General features: G+C 39.1%; 14 protein-coding genes. 8 read left to right on the forward strand and 6 right to left on the reverse strand.

Going from position 1 to position 16,798, the window contains the following annotated elements; translation table 11 throughout:
• Positions 1-14: 14 nt before the first annotated feature.
• Positions 15-1,106: a response regulator gene (locus LEP1GSC195_RS05625; protein WP_015682505.1), complete on the forward strand. Its 1,092-nt coding sequence runs from the start codon at positions 15-17 to the stop codon at positions 1,104-1,106.
• A 6-nt stretch (positions 1,107-1,112) separates the two neighbouring features.
• Here the strand turns inward: LEP1GSC195_RS05625 and LEP1GSC195_RS05630 are convergent, their stop codons facing one another.
• Positions 1,113-1,463, reverse strand: a complete 351-nt coding sequence (locus tag LEP1GSC195_RS05630) for a hypothetical protein (RefSeq protein WP_015680546.1) — start codon at positions 1,461-1,463, stop codon at positions 1,113-1,115.
• Between the two features lie 224 nt (positions 1,464-1,687).
• Between LEP1GSC195_RS05630 and LEP1GSC195_RS05635 the strand changes: the two genes are divergently transcribed.
• The 6 genes from LEP1GSC195_RS05635 to LEP1GSC195_RS05660 are packed head-to-tail and all read left to right on the forward strand — an operon-like array spanning position 1,688 to position 10,265.
• Positions 1,688-4,594: an LPS-assembly protein LptD gene (locus LEP1GSC195_RS05635; RefSeq protein WP_051122371.1), complete on the forward strand. Its 2,907-nt coding sequence runs from the start codon at positions 1,688-1,690 to the stop codon at positions 4,592-4,594.
• 11 nt (positions 4,595-4,605) lie between these two features.
• Positions 4,606-6,006, forward strand: coding sequence for an undecaprenyl-phosphate glucose phosphotransferase (locus tag LEP1GSC195_RS05640; RefSeq protein WP_015681435.1), 1,401 nt, complete (start codon positions 4,606-4,608; stop codon positions 6,004-6,006).
• A gap of 9 nt (positions 6,007-6,015) precedes the next feature.
• A complete protein-coding gene (gatC, locus tag LEP1GSC195_RS05645; protein WP_015682207.1) occupies positions 6,016-6,300 on the forward strand; it encodes an Asp-tRNA(Asn)/Glu-tRNA(Gln) amidotransferase subunit GatC in 285 nt (94 codons plus the stop codon).
• Entirely contained in the window at positions 6,297-7,763 is a 1,467-nt protein-coding gene (gene gatA, locus LEP1GSC195_RS05650; RefSeq protein WP_015681230.1) for an Asp-tRNA(Asn)/Glu-tRNA(Gln) amidotransferase subunit GatA, read from the forward strand. The genes gatC and gatA overlap by 4 nt, the downstream gene beginning before the upstream one ends.
• Before the next feature lies 1 nt (position 7,764).
• Positions 7,765-8,532, forward strand: a complete 768-nt coding sequence (gene hisF / locus LEP1GSC195_RS05655) for an imidazole glycerol phosphate synthase subunit HisF (protein ID WP_015681050.1) — start codon at positions 7,765-7,767, stop codon at positions 8,530-8,532.
• Positions 8,529-10,265, forward strand: a complete 1,737-nt coding sequence (locus tag LEP1GSC195_RS05660) for a sodium:solute symporter family protein (protein ID WP_015682783.1) — start codon at positions 8,529-8,531, stop codon at positions 10,263-10,265. The genes hisF and LEP1GSC195_RS05660 overlap by 4 nt, the downstream gene beginning before the upstream one ends.
• Before the next feature lie 8 nt (positions 10,266-10,273).
• On the opposite strand, the gene LEP1GSC195_RS05665 is transcribed toward LEP1GSC195_RS05660, so the two are convergent.
• From LEP1GSC195_RS05665 to folD, 5 genes are read right to left on the reverse strand one after another with little or no spacing between them, the layout of a single operon-like run.
• Positions 10,274-11,377 (reverse strand): esterase/lipase family protein, encoded by a 1,104-nt coding sequence (locus LEP1GSC195_RS05665; RefSeq protein WP_015682024.1) that lies wholly within the window; start codon positions 11,375-11,377, stop codon positions 10,274-10,276.
• The gene (gene rlmB / locus LEP1GSC195_RS05670; RefSeq protein ID WP_015681521.1) at positions 11,364-12,137 is read right to left on the reverse strand and encodes a 23S rRNA (guanosine(2251)-2'-O)-methyltransferase RlmB; all 774 of its coding nucleotides are present in this window, start codon (positions 12,135-12,137) and stop codon (positions 11,364-11,366) included. Before rlmB ends, LEP1GSC195_RS05665 begins: the two co-directional genes overlap by 14 nt.
• Positions 12,119-13,576 carry a cysteine--tRNA ligase gene (gene cysS, locus LEP1GSC195_RS05675; RefSeq protein WP_015681923.1) on the reverse strand — a complete coding sequence of 486 codons (1,458 nt, stop codon included), beginning with the start codon at positions 13,574-13,576 and terminating at the stop codon, positions 12,119-12,121. Before cysS ends, rlmB begins: the two co-directional genes overlap by 19 nt.
• Positions 13,573-14,541, reverse strand: coding sequence for an acetylxylan esterase (locus LEP1GSC195_RS05680; protein WP_015682658.1), 969 nt, complete (start codon positions 14,539-14,541; stop codon positions 13,573-13,575). Before LEP1GSC195_RS05680 ends, cysS begins: the two co-directional genes overlap by 4 nt.
• A complete protein-coding gene (gene folD / locus LEP1GSC195_RS05685; protein ID WP_015680655.1) occupies positions 14,525-15,400 on the reverse strand; it encodes a bifunctional methylenetetrahydrofolate dehydrogenase/methenyltetrahydrofolate cyclohydrolase FolD in 876 nt (291 codons plus the stop codon). The genes LEP1GSC195_RS05680 and folD overlap by 17 nt, the downstream gene beginning before the upstream one ends.
• A gap of 55 nt (positions 15,401-15,455) precedes the next feature.
• Between folD and asnS the strand changes: the two genes are divergently transcribed.
• Entirely contained in the window at positions 15,456-16,760 is a 1,305-nt protein-coding gene (asnS, locus tag LEP1GSC195_RS05690) for an asparagine--tRNA ligase (protein WP_015681306.1), read from the forward strand.
• Positions 16,761-16,798: the final 38 nt, after the last annotated feature.

Consider the following 16,798-nt stretch of genomic DNA (forward strand, 5'->3'; position numbering starts at 1 on the left):
CGGTTTTAAAGAATATGACAGCAGTTGTGGGAACAGATAAAGAAACAGACGTTAAGAGGATCCTTGTCGTTGAAGACGAAAGAATCATTGCAATCAATATATGTTCTACCTTGAAACAATATGGATACAACGCAAGTTATGTTTCCGATGCAAACGATGCCATTGAACATATTGAAAACGAACACTTTGACTTAGTGTTAATGGATATTATGCTTAATGGTCCAATGGATGGAATTGAAATCGCAAGTATCATAAAAAAAACAAAAGAAATCCCCGTTATCTATCTAACTGCTTATTCGGACGAAGCTACCATCAACCGAGCCAAGGCCACGGAACCCTTTGGTTACTTAATCAAACCATTTAACAGTCGTGATTTGTATATTTCTGTCGAAATGGCAATTTATAAATCCCAAGTGCAAAAGCATATTCGTAATGTAGAAAGTAGGCTTGCTGAAAATCAGAAATGGGAAACGATAGCACTGGTCGCCTCTGGGATTTCCCATGAAATCAATAATCCACTCACATCCATTTTAAATTTGGCGGACCTAATTTCGTTAGAAGCAAAAAAATTAAGTAATCCCTCTTTGGGTGAAAAAGCATCCAAAATCGCAGAAGAATCGGAACGAATTGCAAAAATCATCAAAAACTTAGTTTCCTATTCACAATCCACTTCTTCTCAATGGAACTATTCCAACTTGGGTAGTATTCTAAGTGACACTCGTTCCTTCCTACACCAGTATTTTTTAAAAGAAGGAATCCAATGTGAAATTGAAGTAGGCGATGTACCACTTGCTTATTGCCAACCTCAAAAAATCAAACAAGTTCTCCTCAACCTCATCCAAGATGCAAGGGTCCGAGTCAATACGAGAAAAGATACTATCGGTAGAAAAATTACAATCATCCTAAAACAAGCAGAAGCTGACGGAACAAGTCACATTCTCATTCAAATTAAGGACAATGGAGCAGAGGATTTAATGAAAGGAATTTCTCAAATGAATTCCTTAGAAGTTACAAAAAGTATAGTTACCGAACACAAGGGAAAAATGTATAGGGATGAAGAATCCTCTTCCTGGTTTTTTACCCTACCGATCATAAAACCACTATAACAATTGTTAGCGCTTCCCTAACACCAAAGATTTGGATATCGGGGGAGTTTCTTCTAACAGTTTAAAAAATAAATCTATGCGATTGGAATGTAACATCCAATTATCTTCCAAAAAAAGGCCACTTAAGAAAAAATTGAAGTCTTTGTAATATAAGAACGAGGTTTGTGGGTTTTTTGTGAAATCTAAAAGGATAGCCAGGGCTAACCGGTTGGCACTTTCATCCGGTCCGAAACCTTCCATGGGAATTTGGATTGATGGTTCTGGAACCGTAAAACAATGTTCCGTACTTCCCTCTCGAACTTTGAGATTGTACCGCAAAGTACCAGGAATACGCTCTCCAGAGTAGGTTTTTGCCATTCAAAACTCCCGGATGCCCAAGGAATGAGCCATTTGATTATGTCCATTACATGAATAGTTTCGCAACCTCTTTTTCCGATAAAATACAGGATTCCTGTTCGAAATTCTGCCTGGTTTTCCATTGATTTTTTCGACCGGTGTAAAACTGTCGTTCTATACTTTCAAAGCCCGCTGTGCAAAAATCCATTCGTTTTCTCATATTATTTTATGGTTTTCTCTTCGGAATGGAAATTCTGGCGCAGGATATCAACGGACTAAAACTCACTTTTCCCGACCAATCTAGTCCAACAAAAAACGCTCAAGAAGAAGAAAGAAAACAAACTACTGCCCAAGTGCAACGTGGACTTGTCAGAAAATCAGTGGATTCCATGTCTGATAGAGAAGTAGAGGACAATCTTCGGAATTTGGGACTCAATCCATCGGGAACCATTTATACAAAAAGAGAAAGACTACGCGAGGCACTCGTTCCCGAAGAAGAACAGGCGTTAACTCCTGAAGCATTACTAAGTTCACAAACAAAAAAAGGCCCACCAATTCAAATCCAAAATGCTGCGGAAGGGCAACTTTTGAATATTGATAAAACGAAGGGTGGGGTCCTTGTCCTTCGCGGTAAAGTTCGACTCAAAATTAGATCGGGCGAACTAGTTGCTGACTCAGTCTCCATCGATGCGAATCGACAAGAGGTCTATGCAGAAGGTGGCGTGGAATACAAAGACGGTACTGCCAAAGTAAATGGCGACCGGATGATCTACGATTTAAAAATAAACCAAGGTGTTGTGTATAATTCCAAACTTAGTATGTATCCATCATACTTCATTGGACAAAAGATAAAACGTTTAGATGAAAAAAGATACCTTTTGGAGATGGGATACTTTACTGCCTGTAATGCGGAACTTCCTCATGAATCTTTTCAAGCTAGAAAAATCATTATCCATGATGATAAGTCCGTTGTAGCCTACCGAGTTTCCTATAAAGTAGGGGGAACTCCATTATTTTGGCTTCCCGTTTTATACAATTCTGAGTCAGGAAACGGAGTCACAACACAAGTTGGTAAAAACAATACACAAGGTTGGTTTTGGCAAAACTCTTACCAATGGTCCGATTCTTATCCGAATAGTCTTCTACTCGCCAATGGTTATAAATTTCGTTTTGATATGTATGAAAAAACGGGACAAGCCGCACAGTTGGAGATGTGGAAAGTATCACCAATTTTAAATTACAATATCAATCTTGGATACGCTAATTATAAGAATAATACAATAACACCTGTGTATGAAGATCGGTTCCGTAATGGTGGTATTGGAAACGTTGCTGTTACGAATAACGTGGATCGCGGAGAGATGTTCCCGAATACAGGATTACCTTACCGCAATACGGGCGTTAACTATGATCCTTGGTGGAAAACGGACCTTCGATTGAATGCAAAATTCAATGATTTTTCGCGTGACTACACTAGAAACGTTCAAATCCAATACGAAAATTATAGCAATCGCCAATTTGACTATGAATTTGGGAACAGATACCAACCATCAAATTCACTTCAATCATTATACTCTTATAGAGATGTTCGTTTTGGTCTTATCCGAAACTTATTAAATTGGAACTTAAACTATACTGAGAACCGAGGAGACTTGAGTGTCGGAATTGCAATGAGCCGAACTCTTGTTTACCAAATCCAAGCCAATCAATACTTTGCAGCACAAGATACGTTACCAGCAGTTACAATTAGAAATTCTAGTAACATTGGTTTGGTTCCTGGTACTAATAGTCCTATTTATTGGGATTTATTTTTTCAAACCAATATCAATCGAATCTACGGCGCTCCCCAACAGAGAACCAATCCAACAACAGGTGTTGTGGATCCAAGAAGTCAGTACCAAGACTTTGTTTTACGATCGCAAACCAACGTAATCGGTGAAACAGGATTTCGATCTCCAATAACCATGGGTGCTTATATGTCCTTTACACCCTCTGTTTATATGGGTGCTACGAAACAAACGGTGGAATATCCTGGATCTGGAAATGATTTAAACAGTCCAGACAGAGACGTAAACAAAGCATACTCCACACTATTAAAACAACAATCCTATCAGTATGTAAGGCAATCACATACAGTTCGAATGGGAATTCCTGAAATCTTTCTATCTACTACTTACCGACGTTTAGACGCAGATAAGGCAGAGGCAAAAGACCCCATCCTTGGAAATTTACGTCAGAATGAGGCTGAGTTAGCATTAGAAAGTTATGCGCTCAATGATTGGGACATCTCGGTAAGAACCATTAGAGATTTACGCCAATTTTCATCCTCTTACAATCCGGGGCTTACCAATATGCAACGATGGTATTATACTGTTGTGAGAGTGGGCGGATTTTTTGACTTTGTAGACGGTTTTACAACACGTAGACCAAGTCTTTTGGAAAGAAAACGAAACTTCTATTCTGGTGTATTTATTAACAATGATTATGTGCACCATACCCCTCAAAATAGATCCTTATCAAATAACCTTACCCTTTCTTATAAAATGGGAGGTTTTTCTTGGCCAATTATCCGTGCTTTTCGAAGTTTAGAAGTAGGGTCTACCTGGTATCATGTGTATAAAGATAGTTATTTGGATAGTTACAGATTTTTCTTTAGAACTGATGTCAAAGTCACAAGATATTCCGGTGTTGAATTAGAACTTGATTCACGAGTCACAGAACCTTGGCGTCTTACAGCTCTTGCACAAGGTCAGTTTTATGCAATGAATACTAGTCCGGAAATGTATACATCCCAAACAGGAACTAATTACGATCAAACTACAATTTGGGAAGATTTAGCTGCAGGAACAGGTGCCCAAGGCCAAACAGAAAGACAAAAAACTGTCTTTAATATCAACAGGTTTATGATGACCTTAAAACTCGACCTACACAACTGGGAATATCGTTTGGGTTATAGTATGAATTTACGGGCGCTACCAGGAGGTCTAACAATGAACAACCAATTGACTTTTTACGATCAGTCTGTATACTTTTCTGTTAACTTAACCAATTTTAGTTTTGGCGATTCTGCGTCTGCTCAGGCGACAAGAGTTCGGTTGTATAGGTTCCGCAAACGTCCACTTGATGGAACATCCACAGACTTAACGGATTAATAGAGTTACAAATGTTAAAAGAAAGAAGCCAATCCTTCAAACTCCTATTCCTTGTAACAGACTTCTTCATAGCACTGACAAGCTTTGTATGCGCTTATACAATCCGATATTATTTATCACCCGATTCGAGTTTTCAAATCCAAACCATTGATCCTATAAATTATTTGATTTTGGGCGTTGTACTTGGTTTCTCTCAGGTTTTATCATTCCTCTCCATCGATTTATACCACCCGCGAAGAGGTTTATCTTTTTCTGATGAACTATTTGCAATCATTACGGGAGTGGTTTTAAACTTACTCGTTGTACTTTCTCTTTTGTTTTTCTTTCGAGGTGAAAGTTTTTCGAGGTTAGTCATCGGTTACTTTGCTATTTGCACAGTCATCCTTACTTCATTTTCCCACTATATTTTGCGATCCTTTATGCAATATTTGCGCAGTCGAGGATTCAATCTAAAGTCTGTTCTTATCATTGGAACAGGAAAGTCTGCGATTAATTTTTCTGAAACTATCAAAAAACATTCCATTTATGGTTATACAGTAAAGGGTTTTGTAGCTGGAAAAAAAAATCTTTCCCCCAAGAAAATCCAAACCGTTACAACAACTGGAAAATTAGAGCCTTACGTTGAAGAAAACAATATCGATTTAATCGTCTATGCATTATCGCATGAAGAAGGTGATTCTCTCAAAGAGATTATTGATATTGCAGACTTTCATGGTATTGATTTAAAAGTCATTCCAAGTTACGAAGAAATCGTTACTGCCAAAGGAAGAGTGGAAGTATTGGACGGGATTCCCATTATCTCGATTCGTAATATTCCTTTGCGATTGGGATACAACTTAGTATTAAAAAGAACTTTTGATATTTTCTTTTCCCTATTTTTTATCTTATTATTCAGCCCATTCTATCTGATCATTGCTTTACTTGTGAAGTTAACGAGTAAAGGTCCCATTTTTTACAAACAAGAAAGAGTTGGTCTCGATAATAAGGTTTTCGGAATGCTCAAGTTTCGATCCATGGTAGTGCAAGCAAAAGAAAAATCGGATACACTCTGGACTGTAAAAGATGACCCTCGTGTCACAGTAGTGGGTGCTGTTTTACGTAAATTATCATTAGATGAAACTCCCCAATTTTTTAATGTATTACTGGGCGATATGTCTGTTGTGGGACCGAGACCAGAACGTCCTTTTTATGTAGAAAAATTTAGAAACGAACACCAACAGTATATGAGACGGCATGCAGCAAAAGCTGGGATCACAGGTTGGGCACAAGTGCAAGGATTCCGAGGAGATACTTCGATCGAAAAACGAATTGAAGCTGATATTTTTTACATTGAAAACTGGTCTCTACTTCTCGATATCAAGATCATTTTACTCACCCCCCTTAAGACAATTATAGATAGGAATGCATACTGAGGAAACATTATGGATGAAAAAGAATTAAAAAACATTGCCCACTTGGCAAAACTTAACATAGATGATACGGAAGTTTCTTCTATGTTAAATGACTTTTCTCGGATTGTACAATACGTAGATGAAATTAAAAATCTAGACACAACTAGTGTAGGTAATGATGAAATCTATGAACAAATCTTCTATGAATTGAGAAAGGACTTTGCGGAGAACAGTTTAAAGCGAGACGATCTCGCAAAAATTGCTCCTTCCTATGAAAATGGATACGTTGTGGTTCCCAAGGTAATTGAAACATGAAAGACTTAATTTTTCTCACATATTCTGAAATTAAAACGAAACTAAATGATGGTTCCTTAAAATCAGCAGACTTAGTTTCTGCTTATATCAAAAGGATTGAAGGAACTGATTCCAAGGTAAAAGCTTTTCTTGAATTCAACAAAGAGCGAATTTTAAAACAAGCTGAAGAAAGTGACAATAGGAGAAAATCCGGAAAATTACTTTCTGAATTTGATGGAATCCCCATCGGAATCAAAGACAACATCTGTATCACTGGGGAGATCACATCTTGTTCATCTAAGATTCTCGAAAACTTTCGTTCTCCCTATGATGCATCCGTCATTCAAAGGCTAAAAGACAAAGGATTTGTATTATTCCCAAGACTCAATATGGATGAGTTTGCCATGGGATCCTCGACAGAAAATAGTGCCTACCAAACAACTAGAAATCCTTTTGATACAAGTCGTATTCCTGGAGGATCTAGCGGTGGTTCGGCGGCGGCTGTCGCAGCCTCGATGTTACCTGTTTCACTTGGATCCGATACAGGTGGATCTATCAGGCAACCTGCAGCACTTTGTGGGATTTGGGGACTTAAACCTACCTACGGTCGTGTGTCCAGGTATGGACTTATAGCTTATGCTTCCAGCCTTGACCAAATTGGTCCCTTTTCCAATGACTTACAAGGGATCTCGGATCTTATGGAAATTATCTCAGGTCTCGATCACAAAGACCAAACAACGGCAAAGGTAAATCCATTCGAAGCAAGTTCTGTTTCCTCTGTGGATTGGAAAGGCAAACGAATTGGGGTGATGAAATCAGAAGAATTTAACTTTTCACCTGATGTAAACAAACGTTACACGGAAATTCTAAAAACGCTAGAATCCAAAGGAGCTACTCTTGTTCCCCTCGATTTTTCTTTGTTAAAGTATGCTATTCCAGTTTATTATTTGATTGCCACTGCAGAATGTTCCTCCAACTTAAGCCGCTTTGATGGAATCCGCTACGGATTACGTAAGGAAGGTGCTGGAAAATTAGAAGATTTATACTCTGAATCTAGAACTGCAGGTTTTGGACCAGAAGTCAAACGCCGTATATTACTAGGAACATTTTCCCTCAGTTCGGGTTATTATGATGCATATTACGGTAAGGCTCAAAAAGCAAGGGTGCTTATTCGTAAACAGTATGCGGAATTCTTTAAAACAGTGGATATCATCTTCCAACCTACATCACCCACAACGGCATTCAAAGTCGGGGAAAAAACAAAAGATCCAATTCAAATGTACCAGGCAGACATTCTTACTACATCCGTCAACTTAGCGGGAGTTCCTGCCATCAGTTGCCCAGCAGGACTAGATTCGAATGGACTTCCGATTGGGTTACAAATTACTTCCTCCCATTTTGATGAAACAAAACTCCTAAGTTATGCAAAATCAGCTTCTGAATTAGAAATTTGTAAATTGGTACTTCCTACCGAGATCACCTAACATGGATGAACTAACAAAAAGAGTCATTCCTTGTTTGGATATAAAGGGCGGAAGGGTTGTCAAAGGGATACAATTCGTAAACCTAGTCGATGCCGGTGATCCTGTTGCTTGTGCAGTGGCTTATGAGGAAAACAAAGCAGATGAACTTTGTTTTTTAGATATCACCGCTTCTTCTGACAAACGAGATATCCTTCTGCATTTGGTAGAACAAGTAGCAAATAGACTTTTTATTCCTTTCACCGTCGGTGGAGGGATTCGTACCATCGAAGATGTTAAAGCAGTACTCAATAAAGGAGCTGATAAAGTTTCAATCAATACCAGCGCTTTTCAAAACCCGCAATTACTGAAAGATTCCAGTGAAATTTATGGATCACAATGTATTGTTTGTGCTATCGATGTTAAATTTCATCCAGAACGTAAAAGATACGAAGTATACTTGAATGGCGGGCGTTTAGAAACTGGTAGGGAAGCTCTGGATTGGGGTAGGGAAGCTTTCGAGATGGGTGCGGGAGAAATCCTTCTTACCTCTATGGACAAGGATGGAACTAAAGATGGTTTTGATATCACACTAATGAAATCATTCACATCAAACCTATCGATTCCCATCATCGCCTCAGGTGGTGCAGGGAATCCAGAACATATGGCAGAAGTCATCCTACGTGGTGGTGCTGATGCAGTCCTTGCAGCTTCTATTTTTCACTTTGGAGAATTTTCCATCCAAGAAACAAAACAAACTATGAAAGAGATGGGAATCAAAGTGAGATTATGATTCCTTTTCATTTTCTTGATTATGTTTTTTTTCTTTTTCCTTTTGTAGTCATTATCCTCATTCTATTTCGTTTTCGATCCAAACAAAAATCCACGAAAGAATACTTTCAAGCAGAAGGCAGTTTGTCTTGGTTTGTTGCGGGAACCGCCATGGTCGCAACTACTTTTGCAGCAGATACTCCCCTTGCCGTAACAGAGATCATACGAGGACAAGGGATTGCAGGAAATTGGATTTGGTGGTATATGGCCATTGGCGGATTTGTCACGGTATTTTTCTTTTCCAAGTTGTGGAAGAGGTCTGGTGCCTCCACAGATTTGGAACTTATCGGACTTCGTTACAGCGGAAAGGAAGCAAATTTTTTACGTGGATTCAAAGCCTTCGTCATCGGTTTTTTACTCAACTTAGTGATTCTTGGTTGGGTCAATTTAGCAATGTTAAAAATCATTCCTGTTTTCTTTCCGAGTTTAATTGCATCTCATGTTCTCATATATCTGCTGTTATTTGGTGTTTTCTATACTTCTATTGCTGGTCTTCGAGGTATTTCCTATATTGATGTTTTCCAATTCTTTTTAGCTTGGATGGGCTGTATTCTTTTTGCTTATTTTGCAGTAAACTTACCAGCTATCGGTGGGTTAGAAGGCCTAAAATCAAAACTCAATAGTAACAAAATCCTATTTTTCCCTAATGGAACCTCTGGAACTCTACCTTGGGACCATTTTTTAATTCTCCTAACTGTACTTTGGTGGTCTAGTTGGTATCCAGGTTCGGAACCTGGTGGGGGTGGTTACATTGCACAACGAATCCTCGCTACTAAAAATGAAGATGCCGCACTCAAAGGTTCTTTATGGTTTGTCATTGCCCATTACTTTGTTAGGCCCTGGCCTTGGATACTTGTGGCTCTAGTTTCTATCATCCTTTATCCAAATCTATCAGAAGTGGAAAGTGGGAAAGGATTTTTAATGGTACTACAGGAAGGAATGCCCAGTGGAATGATGGGACTTATGCTCAGTGCCTTTCTTGCAGCTTACCTGTCCACACTAGCAACACATTTAAATTGGGGAGCTTCCTATCTTGTGAATGATCTTTGGAAACCTATGTTAGAGAAGGGAAAATCTGATTCATACTATCTAAAGGTATCTTATGTTGTCCAAGTAATAACAGCGGTTTGCTCCTTTTTCCTTGCGGTCTACGGGATGGAAACTATCAAAGGAGCATGGGTTTTTTTACTGGAAGCATCATCAGGGATTGGTTTTATTTTAATCGCTCGGTGGTTTTTTTGGCGAATCTCGGCTTGGACAGAAATTTTAGCCTTTATCCTTTCTCCAGTTTTGTATTTACTCTTTTCTGTTTATCTAAAAATAGAATTCCCTTATTCCATTCTCTACACTTCTATAACATCAAGCCTATTACTAATTTTCTCTACCTATCTTTTACCGATTACCAATCGAGATGTGTTAGTTCAATTCTACGAGAAAACAAAACCACCATTTTTCTTTTGGAAAGGTCTTTTCGATAAAGGATCCCATCAGAAACAAATCATTTATCCCAACCATTTGGTTCTATCCTTGATGGGAACACTTTCTGGTTTATGTTTTGTTTTCGGTGGATTGTATACAATCCAGTGTATTGCTTGGAACGAAGGAAATATCCTTATTGGCCTTCCAGTATTTCTTTTAGGATTATTTGGTTTATACCAAGCACTCCAATCTTTACAAGATAAAACTAAAATGTAAGCGAGTGGTTAGTACGGAGAATTACGAATTTCCGTAATCACTTGCGTAAAAAGATTCAGACTTTTAACATCATCTGGGCTTATCGTTTGAAAAGCCATCATAGAATGGTCACAATCGGCAATATTGATTTGTTTATAAGATAGATTCCCAAGCCTTGCGCTATTGATCGGAACAATCCCATCTGACTGCGTAAAACCGGCATTATTTAAAATGTTACAACCTGCATTATAATAAACGGTTTGCACATTATTACAGCCACTCATTACGCCCGCAAAACTAACAAACCTTCCATTCAGACCGGAGCTTTGATAGGATTGATTGAGTGCGTCTAAAACCAGATTTTCTGCTCCCGACAAATGGGGTTGTCCCGCACCTTGGTTTGTATAAGCAAGCTCCGAACCACCTTGTGTTCCCACAAGATAACTTCCTAGTTCATTTAAAAAAGGATTACTATTTAAAAAACTGGGAGTAGCAAACGGGGATCCAAATTGTGGACTCGCAAGAGTTACTACCAAACGGACAAATGGAAGAAAACCAGTTTCAGGAGATAAAGCCACTCGGGTTACAAGTCCTCCCATCGAATGAGCTATAATATACACTTGGTCTGAATCAGAAAAGTTAGAGCGAAGTGTGGAGTGAAATTGCCTCCCATTAACAAGGATACTATTAGAAGTGCGATAAGTATAAAGGTAAAGATCAAAATCACTGTTTGCAGAAGCCCTTCCTTCTTGAAAGTGGATCATTCCATTGGAAAAAGTGTTTTTTATATTCTGGATTTTTTTTTCATCGTTGGTAACAGGATCTGAATCTCTTTCTGCTGGATTCCAACCATGGATCAAAACTAATTTCTTTCTACCCGTTTTAGGGAAATAATCTGCAGTAACAAATTGTGAATCTGAAAGATTTCTAGAAAATCCAGAAGCGAAACCAAACAGTTTCTGATTTGGATTTGGCAAAAGACCAAGAAGTGCCAAAATCAATAACTCATAGTTTTTTTTCTTATCGGAAGCAAATTCCTTTCTGTAAAAATCATAGATACACGATTGAAATACAAAAATTCCTATTAGGAATAATATAAAACTAGATAGGATCTTTCGCCTAACGCGAAACATTTTGAATCCGATCCAAAGTGATGCCACAAGCAACCACAACATTGAGAGAAGTCACAGAACCAAAAAGAGGAATCCTTGCCACATAATCCGCTTCTTCTAAAAGCAGACGTTTCACTCCTTCACCTTCATTTCCCATGATCACCGCCATCTGCGAGGCTTCTGGTAAAGTTTCCCAAATGGATTCTTCCCCTTCCTCATCAGTAGCCAAAATCCAATATTCATTTTTTTTGAGATACTCCATCCCATGCATCAGGTTTGCCACTCGATAAATCTGCAAATGGTGAACAGCTCCCGCAGAAACTTTTTCCACAACGGGAGTGATAGGAGAAGTATCTCTATCAGACATTAATACATGTTTTACGCCCATGCATTCTGCCGTTCTCAAAATGTTTCCAAGATTTCCTGGATCTTGAATCCGATCTAAAATTAAAATGGGGCCATCGCCGACCTTCACATTCTGTTTGAACTGTTCAAATCCGAGTGACAAAAACGATTTCTGTTTGGTACGAATGATCACATAACCTTGGTGGTTTTTATCAGAGGCAATACGATCTAGTTCGCGAGTCGATACTGTCGTAAATTTAATTGAGTTCGGAATGTACTGACGAATCCTTTGTTTTTCTTCATTTCCGAGGGAATCTTTTACGATGACCTCGCGAATGGTTTTGATTCCACGTTCGGGAGCCACTTGGTCTAATGACTCTAAAAATTCAAAAAAGTTACGTTTTCCAAAAAGTATTTCTACTGGATTTTTTTCCATGTGGTTCTTCCTTCTTTTGTATCAGCGAGAAGGATTCCTTTTTCTTCCAACTCTTTACGAATTTTGTCGGCAGTTGAGAAATCTTTGTTTTGTTTGGCGGTCTTTCTTAGTTCGATTTGTTCTAAAATCCATTCTTCAGAAATACCATCTATAGATTGGATTTGTTTTTTAAATTGAAACACAGCAAAGAGTTCATTGATTTTATAGAAAAGTTGAATGGACTCTTTTAAAAAAGAAATATCTATAGTATTCTGATTGGCATCCAAATACTGATTCACAATCCGAACTAGTTCAAAAACAGAAGCCAAAGCTTTTGGAACATTTAAATCATCTGCAAGTGAATTTATAAATTCCAGGTTTAGATTTTGTAATTCAGAATTAGTTAAATCCCTGTTTTCAAAACTATTTGGAACCTGATCCCACAAATTACCAGCTTCTAAAACACGATAGATCACATTCTGAATCCGATCCATCGCTATTTTAGATTCTTCAAGTTTGTTAAGTGAAAAATTCAACTTACTTCTGTAATGTGCAGAGATCAAATGATAACGAATTGAATTCGGATCATATCCCTTTTCTAACATGTCTCGTAAGGTATAGAAATTTCCCTTACTTTTAGACATCTTTTCTCCATCAACCAATAGATGTTCGCAGTGAAGCCAAGTTCCGACAAACTCTTCATTTGGATAGGCACCAAGACTTTGAGCAGCTTCGTTTTCATGATGAGGAAAGAGAAGATCAATTCCACCAGTATGGATATCCACACCCGATCCGTACACTTTGCGAATCATAGCCGAACATTCCAAATGCCAACCGGGACGCCCGTTCCCAATCCGAGTATGCCAACACTTTTCCTCTTCGGTCTTTTGATTTTTCCAAAGGACAAAATCTCTCACGTCATCCTTATCATATTCATCGGCATCATAACGAACACCAGACTTCATCCCAGAAACATCAATTTTAGATAGTTCTCCATACCGGGAAAACTTCTGAATCGAAAAGTATAAGTTCCCATCTTTTTCATAAACCAGGCCATTGGATTGGAGTGTTTCCACTAGGCCAACCATATCCTCAATGGACTCGGTTGCCTTAGGATAATGCTCTAATTTTTGCACATGCAAAGTTTCTAAATCTTTAAAAAAAGCTTCTGTCCAAGGTTTCGTGAATTCTTCTACACTGATTTTTCTTTTGATCGATTCGTTGATAATTTTGTCATCGATATCGGTGATATTCATTGATTGGTTCAACTTATAACCACCTAACAAAAGAGCTCGACGTAAAACATCCACGAACAAAAAGGACCGAATATTACCAATATGAGCAAAATTATAAACGGTCGGTCCACAGGAGTAAATAGTTACATTAGTTTCATCTTTTGGTCGAAAAGTTTCCTTTTTCCCCGATTTAGAATTTTGAAAAACGAAGGGAACTCGAGTCATAGGGCAAAAATTTCTTTTACAAATTCTAAATTTGCTTGTGGTTGTTTGTCTTTCCCTGCTTCGTTTCCTTCGGTGGGATATAGCTGCATTCGTTTGTCACAATTTAGATGATTGAACAAAGCAAAGGTGGATTTTGGATGAGAGATAACATCTTCCATTCCACAGGAAACAAGGGCTGGAATTTTTATTTTTTTTGCAAAGTTGAGAGCATCAAAATAAGCTAATTCCTTCTTATAATCAACTTTTTTAGTGGCCCTTTTCTCTAATAAGGGAGTGAGTTCCCGAACCCATGGATTTCCTTTTAAAGAAATTTGATCCTTATCGATATAACAGAAAGAAGGTGTTTCTAAAATCAAACCCTTAATACGATCGGAGTAGGCAGCTCCAAATACTGAAAGTGCAGATCCAAGGGACTTCCCATGTAAAATAATTTGGTCTCCATCAATCCCGTCTGTTAAACGTAGAAACTCAATAGTTCGAATCACGTCTAGATAGAGTTTCCGCATATAGAACTCTTCTTTTTGATCGAGACCATGTGCAAAATAATTAGGAGTCCAACCAATAGGAGCCTTCCCTGTGGTTGGATCTAAAGGTGCATGAACCATTTCTTCACCATGTCCACGTAAGGTGACATGGAGCTGAGCCACACCCAAATCAGAATACCCTTTTTGGATTTCTTCAGGAACTGCCAAATAATCATGGAAATATACTACGACGGGTCTATTTCCCCTTTTTCTCGGGATTGCAAGTTTTCCATGTAACACATGATTGTCGATACTTTGAAAACTCACATCATTAAGTGATTCCCAAATAAAAGATCCTTTCAAAACCGTTTTGTATGTGGCCTTGATCGGTACTTTTTTTAATTCGGCAATCCCATCCTTCCAAAAACTATCTAAATCCGAAGGTGGATCTAATTTGGGAACCGTCTGGAAACATTCATCAAAACTAGCGGTTTGAGGCATGAGAATCCAACTTAGGAGAAAATTGATTTAAAAAACTATACATAGTTTGAAGTAAAAGTACTGAGATTGTCATTGGACCAACTCCTCCAGGAACTGGGGTGTAGTAGGAAGCTTTGTCCTTGGCTTTCGAAATTTCAATATCCCCCACATTGCCAACATTATAACCTGCATCCAAGATTACTGCCCCATCTTTAATCCAATCGGCCTGAATGAATTCAGGTTTCCCAACAGCACCAACCACAATGTCCGCTTGTTTAACAAGCTCTGGAAGGTTTTTGGTTTTGGAATGGCAAAGAGTTACAGTAGCATTTAGATTCGTGAGCATAATTGCCATGGGTTTTCCAAGAATAGGGGACCTTCCCACTACCACTGCATGTTTTCCAGTAACATCAATTCCATATTCCTGCAGAAGAAGAACCATTCCGTACGGAGTGCACGGATAATATGCCTCACTATTCATTGATAGTTTCCCAAAGGAAACGGTAGTTACACCATCCACATCCTTCTCCAAGGCAATTTCATCAAAACACAAACGTTCGTCGATTTGGTGAGGGACAGGATGTTGTAAAAGAATCCCGTTTACAGAGCTGTCGGCATTCAATTTTCTAATTTCGGCTAACAGTTCTTCGGTGGTAGTCTCTTCTTTTAGTCGCACATAACGCGATACCATACCCACTTTTTCGCAGGCCTTCACCTTCATATTCACATAGGTTTCGGAAGCGGGGTTGTTACCGACAAGGATGGTGGCAAGAGTAGGAATTCCCTTACCCTCGGATTTAGCTTTCGCTAATGTTTCTGCGATACGATTTCGAATTTTTTCGGAAATCGCTTTACCGTCTAATAGGATGCTAGATTTCATTCTGTAAGTTCAAAATTTCAGAGAAAATTGAACTGGCAAACAGAAAAAACCATCCATGACTCCAAGTTTAGATCCATCACAAACACAATCCCCCAATCCGGCTTCCACACATAGTTTTCAAGGTTGGGTCCAAGGACTCCGAGGAAACAACCACGTCCAGTTCCTCCAACTGCGCACCGATGGGAAAATTTACCAAGTTGTAGCGGAAAAAGAATATTTAGGAGAGGATATCTTCAAACAGGTCAAAGGTCTGCCACAAGAAACCTCCTTAGTGGTTCATGGAGTTTTACAAGAAAATGCTAAGGCACCTGGGGGACAGGAACTCTTTCTACATTCTCTTTCCATCGTAGGTGAATCGCACCAATACCCCATCACTCCGAAGGAACATGGACCGGACTTTTTACACAACCACAGGCATTTGTGGTTACGATCCAAACGCCAACTGGCCATCCAAAGGGTTCGTTCCGAATTGTCCTTTGCCATCCGTGAATTCTTTCGCAATGATGGATACACCCTTATCGACACTCCCATCCTTACCGGTTCCATTGGAGAATCAGCCGGAACCTTATTTTCTACAGAATACTTTGATTTAGGCCAAGCATATCTAGCACAGACAGGCCAACTCTATTTAGAAACGGCAGCGTTTGCTCATTCCAAGGTCTATTGTTTTGGTCCTACGTTCCGAGCGGAAAAAAGTAAAACCCGGCGCCACTTAACCGAATTTTGGATGCTTGAGGCAGAAACCGCATTTCTCGGCCAAGACGGAAATTTAGACTTACAAGAACGATTTGTAAAGACAGTGCTTCGTACCACGATCGAACGAACCCGAGAAGATCTGCAAGCTCTGGACCGAGATCCAGCCCCTCTCTTAGAACAACTCACAAAACCCTTCCCAAGAGTGGATTACGGAGAAGCGATCCAAATATTACAAACTGCCGGGGAAGAAATCACTTGGGGTGAGGACATCAATTCCGATAGAGAACAAATCCTCACTACGCATTTTGGTACAGCCATTTTTATTCAAAATTTTCCGAGGGCCATCAAAGCCTTCTATATGAAACAGAATCCAAACGATGCCAAGACGGTTCTATCTGCGGACCTGATTGCTCCCGATGGAATTGGGGAGATCATCGGAGGTTCGGAAAGAGAAGAATCTTATGAAAAAATTGTGGAACGATTGCAAGAAGAAGGTCTTCCTCCTGAAGATTATTCTTGGTATTTGGACCTTCGCAAGTATGGTTCAGTTCCTCATGCGGGTTTTGGAATGGGACTCGAACGAGTGATCGCCTGGATTTGTGGTTTGTCCCATATTCGGGAGTGCATTCCCTTTCCTCGGATGATTTACAGGCTCAGCCCTTAATTTTTCGTACGGGAAATTTGCTCTAAGGCCGATCTTTT

The organism is Leptospira wolbachii serovar Codice str. CDC (assembly GCF_000332515.2).
GTDB classification, from domain to species: domain Bacteria; phylum Spirochaetota; class Leptospiria; order Leptospirales; family Leptospiraceae; genus Leptospira_A; species Leptospira_A wolbachii.